Below are 6755 nucleotides of genomic sequence, written 5' to 3'. Positions count from 1 at the left end.
GTAGTAGGACTGGTCGCCGTAGTAGAAGACGAGGTCGTTGCCGGGCGCGTAGTACCCGAGGTCACCCACGCTGGGGTCCGCACCGGCGGGTTGGCCGTCCAGGCTGAGTGGGGCCCGGAGCGGTCCTGTCTTCTCGACGCCGCCGTGGTCACGCATCTGCAGGGTCTGCGGGAGCTGGGCCAGCAGGTCGCGGCCGGCGGGAGTGGCGTCGACGGTGGCGGTGAACAGCTCGTCTCCGACTCGGATCTCTATCTGCATGCTGCCCTCCTCGGGGGTGCTGTTGCTGCTGTTGCTGGATTCGCGGGGGCCCGGGACCCGGGTCGTCGTGGCGGTGCCGGCTCGATCCCGGTTCGGTGGGTCGGCGGGCGACTGACCGGCTTCGACGCCGCTGGTTTGGTTGTCGGCGGTGGTGCTGCACCCGGTGAGAACCGCGACGGCCAGGACCGTCGCAGCTCCCAGCAGGCCGGCTGCTCGGCGAGGCGTGCGCTGGCTGGTCACGGGCGCAGGAGGACCTTGATGGCGCGCCGCTCGTCCATCGCGGTGTAGCCGGCGGCGGCCTCGGCCAGCGACAGCTCGAGGTCGAAGACCTTGCCCGGGTCGATCTGCCGAGCCCAGATGCGGTCGATGAGGTCGGGCAGGAACCGTCGTACGGGGGCGGGGCCGCCGTGGAGGTGGACTTGGGAGAAGAACAGCTCGTCACCGGGAAGCTCGACGTCGTGGGAGACGCCGACGTAGCCGAGGTGGCCGCCGGGGCGGGTGGCCCGGATGGCCTGCATCATCGACTCCTGGGTGCCGACGGCCTCGATGACCGAGTGCGCACCGAGCCCGCCGGTCAGCTCCTTGACCCGAGCGACGCCGTCGGCGCCGCGTTCCTCGACGATGTCGGTGGCCCCGAACTCGCGGGCCAGGGCCTGTCGAGGGGCGTGGCGGCTCATGGAGATGATGCGCTCGGCCCCGAGCTGGCGGGCGGCGAGGACGCCGAGGAGCCCGACCGCGCCGTCACCGACGACGGCGACGGTCTTGCCGGGTCCGACCTCGGCGGCGACGGCCGCGAACCACCCGGTGCCGAGGACGTCGGACGCGGCCAGCAGGCTGGGGACCAGGTCGTCGGAGGGCCTGCCGGGGGTGGCGACCAGCGTGCCGTCGGCGTAGGGGATGCGGGCCCGTTCGGACTGGGTGCCGATGGTGCCGTGGACGAACTCGGCGTGCACGCACCGTGACGGGTATCCGGCGCGGCAGATCTCGCAGGTGCCGTCGGAGATGACGAATGACCCGACGACGAAGTCTCCGCGCTTCACGGTCTCGACGGCCGGGCCGACCTCCTCCACGACGCCGACGTACTCGTGGCCCATGGGCAGCCCGTCGGCGGGTTCTGCGCCCCGGTAGGGCCACAGGTCGGACCCGCAGATGCAGGTAGCGGTCAGCCGGATCACGGCGTCGCTCGGTTCGACGATGCGGGGCTCGTCGCGGTCGACGACGCGCACATCGCCGGGACCGTACATCACTACTCCACGCATGATGCTTTCCTCTCGGATTGGTGTCGGTTCGGTGAAGGGAGGCGCCAGCGGCGTCAGCCCGGGTCAGCGGGTGGCTGGCGCCGGTGGCCCCACGCGGTGGGTGGGGTGTGGTCGGCCAAGGAGGTAGGCGGCCGCAGATGCGCCAGTGAGGACCAGGACGATGGCGGCCATCGGGACGGCCGTGTGCTCGCCCCCAAGACCCGCCAGGGGTGCGATGGTGCCGGCCATCACCCATTGCAGGAAGCCGAGCAGCGCCGACCCGGTGCCGGGATGCTCCGGAACCGCAGCGGAGGCAAGGGCGCCCGCATTCGGGCCGACCAGTCCCTGGGCGGTCATGAGGAGGAAGAAGCCCGCCAGCGCGGTCGCGAGGGGCATCGAGAACCACAGGGCCCCGACAGCCAGCACCGCGCCGGCGACACCGGTGGCACCGAGTCCTACCTTGACGAACACGCGGGCCGGGACCCGGTGGGCGTACCGAGCGGCGACCAGCGCCGCAGCCGTCATACCGGCGGCGTTGACGGCGAAATCGACCGAGTACTGCAACGGGGTGAAACCGTTCATCGACTGCAGCACGTACGCGGAGGTGGCCACGTAGGCGAACGTGGTCCCCATCGAGAACGCGAACACCACGAGGTGCCCACTGAACACGCGTGAGGAGAGCACCTCCCCGGTGGCGCCGAGGAGACGGCCGAGACCACCTGCGTGGCGTCGTTCGACGGGGAGCGACTCGGGCATCGTGAAGGCCACCGCCGCGAGCATCACGGCCGCCAGGGCAGCAACCAGCCAGAAGGAGACCCGCCAGTGTGACACCGACAGCACCAGCGCCCCCAAAAGGGGCCCGACGACAGGCGCGGTGCCGGCGGCGGCAGCGACCACGTTCATCGCGCGGACCATCCGGGTGCCGTCGGTGAGGTCCACGACCACGGAACGGGCGATGACCATGGCCCATCCGCCCGCGAGGCCCTGCACCAGTCGGGTGGCCATCATCACCGGCACGGTCGGGCTGAGCGCACACAGCACCGAGCCGGCCACGAACGCCGCCAAGGCGATGAGCAGCGGGCGGCGGCGACCCGCCCGATCCGAGAACGGCCCACCCACCAGCTGCCCCAGCGCCATGCCGACGAAGAACGTCGTGAGCGTCAGCTGAACCTGGGTCGCCGACGCCTCAAGGTCGCGCCCGACCAGCGGGAACGCGGGGACGTACGTGTCGGTGGCCAACGGTGCGATCGCCGTGATGAGAACGATGGTCCCCAGCACGGACCCCGTCAGCGTCGCAGCACTCGTCGGCGCGGAGGAGTCCCGGGGACCGGGCGTCGGGCCGACTGCGGCGGAGCTCGGACGCGTGCTGGTGTGGTCCTGCAGAAGTGGCATGCCTCCATGGAACCGGCGCCCGCGGACGCGAAGAAGTCACGCTCGTGAGGTGTACCAGCAGGGCATCCCTCACGAGCTGGCCGGGCGGGTAGCGTCCGAGGGTATGGACAACCGGTCGGAGGTGCGCGAGTTCCTGAGCTCCCGGCGCGCGAAGCTGACACCCGAGGACGTCGGGCTCCCTGACGTCGGGCAGCGGCGAGTACCCGGGCTGCGCCGGGGCGAGGTCGCGGCCCTGGCCGGGGTCAGCATCGAGTACTACTCGAAGCTCGAACGAGGCGCCCTGGGAGGCGTCAGCGCCTCGGTCCTCGACGCCATCGCTCGCGCCCTGCGCCTGGACGACGCCGAACGCAGCCACCTGTTCAACCTCGCCCAGGCCGCGGACGGGACCAGCGAGATCCTTCGGCCCCGACGTCGCAGCCGGACGTGGACTCCTCGGCCCAGCCTCACATGGGTGCTGGACTGCATCACCGGCGGTCCGGCGCTCGTCCGCAACGGACGCATGGACCTGCTGGCCACCAACCCGCTCGGACGCGCCCTGCACGCCTCCCTGTACGAACGCTCGCGGGGACCCGTCCCGAACTTCGCGTCGTACACGTTCCTCGACGAGGACTCCCACCGCTTCTACCCCGACTGGGACACCGCCGCCGACACCGCGGTTGCCATCCTGCGCACCGAAGCCGGCCGGGACCCCCACGACAGACTCATGCACGACCTCGTGGGAGAGCTCGCCACCCGGAGCGAGGAGTTCCGGCGTCGCTGGTCCAGCCACGACGTGCGCCTCCACGGTGCCGGGACCAAGACGTTCCACCACACGGCCGTTGGGGAGCTCGAGCTCGCCTACGAGAGCGTCGACATGCTCTCCGACCCCGGACTCACCCTCACCATCTACGCCGCCGAACCCGGTTCGCGGACCGCGCAGGCACTGGCCCTCCTGGGGTCGTTGGCGGCCTCGGCCACCGTGGTGGACGCCGAGGCCCGCAACGCCTGACGCCCTCATGCCGCCTGCCCTGCACGTCCACTCGGCAGCCTCGCAAGCGCGGGACGAGGCCACGCTGGGGCGGCGGGCCGTCAGACAGTGCACTCCGTCGTCGTCGCCATGACCATCGCCGGCGCGGCCGACATCGGCCTCGTCGTCTTCTCGGCCGCGCTGCCCTCCGAGGCCCGCTCGAGCATGCAGGCGGCATACGCGGCCCTGGGGACCAACGCCGGCCAGATGGCTGCGACGATCCTCGCCCTTCCGGCCGCGGGTCTGCATCAACCCTGGTCGGCGTCCAGACAGGCGACGTCGTCATGCAGGGCTTCGGCCGCCGACCGATCACGCCCCTGCATCGCCGCCTGCTCGGGGTCATCCCGGCTCTCATCCTCGGCGCGGGTGTCGAACCGACCGATGCGCTCGTCTGGAGCCAGATCGTGCTCTCCTTCGCCCTCCCGGGAACGCTCGCGCCGTTGCTGCTCCTCACGTGCGACCGCCAGGTCATGGTGACCGCGCCGGGCGGCTGGGGGACTGACGGATCGTGCCCCCGACGTGCCATCCGGCATGCCCTTTGGCCGTTGCGACATGGGGCCACTGACGCGTCGGGCGTCGAGGATCTCAGCGGAGAGCCACCGTGAACGGTGCGCCCCGGTGCCAAGGAGTGAACACATGGACCGATACGACCTCTGTCTCATCGGGTTCGGCGGCGTCAACCGCGCGCTCGCCGAGCTCATCGTCGAGCGCGGCGACGACCTGGCGGCCCGGCTCGGGTTCTCGCTGCGCGTCGTGGCCATCACGGACCTGCGAGCCGGCTCCCTCGTCGACCTGGCCGGTATCGACCTCGTGCCGGTGCTGTCCGCCGAGCCTCGTGCCTTGAGCTTCGCGGCTTTCGAGGGCGGGAGTGCGGATCCGCGCAACGAGTGGGTGATCCGGCAGGTCGCGGCGGACATCGTCGTCGAGGCGACCTACACGAACCCCACGGACGGTGAGCCCGCCGTCTCGTATGTGCGGTGGGCCCTCGAGTCGGGCAAGCACGTGTGCACCACCAACAAGGGGCCGGTCGCCCTCGCCGGTTCGGCACTCAAGGCGCTGGCAGCAGAACACGGTCTCGGCTTCGAGTTCGAGGGCTCCGTGCTCAGCGGCACCCCGGTGCTGCGCACCGCCCAGCGCCTGCTCCGCGGACTGGAGATCACCGGGGTCCAGGGCATCATGAACGGCACGTCGAACTACATCCTCGGCCGGCTCGAGGACAACGTCGATCTGCCGGACGCCATCGCGGAGGCCCAAGCGCTGGGCTACGCCGAAGCCGACCCCACCGCAGACATCGAGGGTCACGACGTCCAGCTCAAGGTCATGATCCTGGCCAACGAGGTGCTGGGCGCCCGGCTGCGCCGCGAGGACGTGCCGTGCGAGGGGATCTCGGCGATCACGGCGCACGAGGTGCGGGACGCCGCGTCGAAGGGGCTGCACTGGAAGCTGGTCGGTTCCGCCACCCGCCGGGACGACGGCAGCGTCGAGGCCCGTGTCGCCCCCCTCGCGCTACCGAGCCACCACCCGCTCGCCGGGGTCTGCGGCGCGTCGAACGCCGTCGCCTTCACCACCGACCTGCTCGGCACGGTCACGGTGTCCGGGCCGGGCGCGGGCCGGATCGAGACGGCCTACGCCCTGCTGTCGGACATCATCGCCATCCACCAGCGCCACGCCCATGACACGGCACCCACGCGTCCTGCTCTCGAGGAGACCTTCCATGCCTGACACCATCGCGCCGCCCCTCGCTGACCTCTGCACAGACATGGGGACCGACACGGTGCCCGTGCGCAACCCCTACACCGGCGAGGTCATCGCCGCCGTGCCAACCGTCCATGCCGGCGCCATCGACGGCATCCTGCAGCAGGCAAGGAGCGGCCGCCTCGCCGCGGCTTCGCTGTCCCGCGCCGCACGGGCCTCCATCCTTGAACGCACCTCCCGCCTGGTCGAGGATCGGGCGGAGTCGTTCGCCCTGCTGATCGTCAGCGAGGCCGGCAAGACCATCACCCAGGCCCGGAAGGAGGTCGCGCGCGCGGTCAACACCCTGTCACTGTCCGCAGCCGAGGCCCGCCGCAACGCCGGCGAGGTGGTCCCCTTCGACGCGTACGAGGGCTCGGAGCGACGGCAGGGCTGGTTCACCCGTGAGCCGCTCGGCATCATCGCGGCGGTCACCCCGTTCAACGACCCCTTGAACCTCGTGGCCCACAAGCTGGGACCGGCGATCGCCGGCGGCAACGCCGTCATCCTCAAGCCGTCCGCCCTGACGCCGCTGTCCGCCGTGCGGTTGGTCGACACCCTGGTCGAGGCCGGCCTGCCCGAGGACGTCGTCACCGTGGTCAACGGCGACGCGGAGGTCGCCGCCGCCGTCGTCTCGGCCCCGGACGTGCGCATGGTGTCCTTCACCGGGGGGTTCAGGACCGGCGAGGCGATCTCTCGCAGTGCCGGGCTGAAGAAGCTGGCCATGGACCTCGGGGGTAACGCCCCGGTCATCGTCATGGCGGACGCCGATCTCGACGAGGCCGTCGCGTCGTGTGTCTCCGGCGCGTTCTGGGCCGCGGGCCAGAACTGCATCGGGACCCAGCGGATCCTCATCGCCCGCGACGTCTACGAGCGGTTCCGCGACGCCTTCGTCGCCCGCACCACGCTGCTGCGCATCGGCAACCCGCTGGACGACCTCACCGACGTCGGCCCGATGATCACGCCGGAGGCCGCACTCGCCACCCGGGCGAAGGTCGCGGCGGCGCTGGACCAGGGGGCAACACTCTTGTGCGGCAACGACGTCGACGGCTCGTTGTACACGCCGGCCGTGCTGGAAGGCGTGGCGGCCGACAGCTCGATCTGGCAGGACGAAGCGTTCGCGCCCGTGG

General features: G+C 71.3%; 7 protein-coding genes. 4 read left to right on the top strand and 3 right to left on the bottom strand.

The genetic code is table 11. From position 1 onward, the window contains the following. The 3 genes from ACR9ZK_RS20030 to ACR9ZK_RS20020 form a co-directional block, all read right to left on the bottom strand. A partial coding sequence (locus ACR9ZK_RS20030; protein ID WP_481343728.1) for a cyclophilin-like fold protein occupies window positions 1–258 on the bottom strand: 258 nt, incomplete at its 3' end. A 236-nt stretch (window positions 259–494) separates the two neighbouring features. Beyond that, on the bottom strand, window positions 495–1517 hold the full coding sequence (locus ACR9ZK_RS20025) for a zinc-dependent alcohol dehydrogenase family protein (RefSeq protein WP_481343727.1): 1023 nt from the start codon (window positions 1515–1517) through the stop codon (window positions 495–497). A gap of 63 nt (window positions 1518–1580) precedes the next feature. Further along, entirely contained in the window at window positions 1581–2888 is a 1308-nt protein-coding gene (locus ACR9ZK_RS20020; protein ID WP_481343726.1) for a multidrug effflux MFS transporter, read from the bottom strand. 103 nt (window positions 2889–2991) lie between these two features. On the opposite strand from ACR9ZK_RS20020, the gene ACR9ZK_RS20015 reads away from it, so the two are divergent. The 4 genes from ACR9ZK_RS20015 to ACR9ZK_RS20000 all read left to right on the top strand — a co-directional run. Beyond that, the gene (locus ACR9ZK_RS20015) at window positions 2992–3876 is read left to right on the top strand and encodes a helix-turn-helix transcriptional regulator (RefSeq protein WP_481343725.1); all 885 of its coding nucleotides are present in this window, start codon (window positions 2992–2994) and stop codon (window positions 3874–3876) included. Window positions 3877–4178: 302 nt separating this feature from the next. After that, entirely contained in the window at window positions 4179–4499 is a 321-nt protein-coding gene (locus ACR9ZK_RS20010; RefSeq protein ID WP_481343724.1) for a divalent metal cation transporter, read from the top strand. Window positions 4500–4530: 31 nt separating this feature from the next. Then, window positions 4531–5616 carry a homoserine dehydrogenase gene (locus ACR9ZK_RS20005; protein WP_481343723.1) on the top strand — a complete coding sequence of 362 codons (1086 nt, stop codon included), beginning with the start codon at window positions 4531–4533 and terminating at the stop codon, window positions 5614–5616. Beyond that, window positions 5609–6755: aldehyde dehydrogenase family protein (locus ACR9ZK_RS20000; protein ID WP_481343722.1), on the top strand; the 1147-nt coding region annotated here is incomplete at its 3' end. The genes ACR9ZK_RS20005 and ACR9ZK_RS20000, both read left to right, overlap by 8 nt.

Source organism: Monashia sp. HAY1-5C (genome assembly GCF_056755255.1).
The sequence above is the reverse complement of the archived record's forward strand: the minus strand, read 5'-3'. Positions and strand labels throughout refer to the sequence as shown.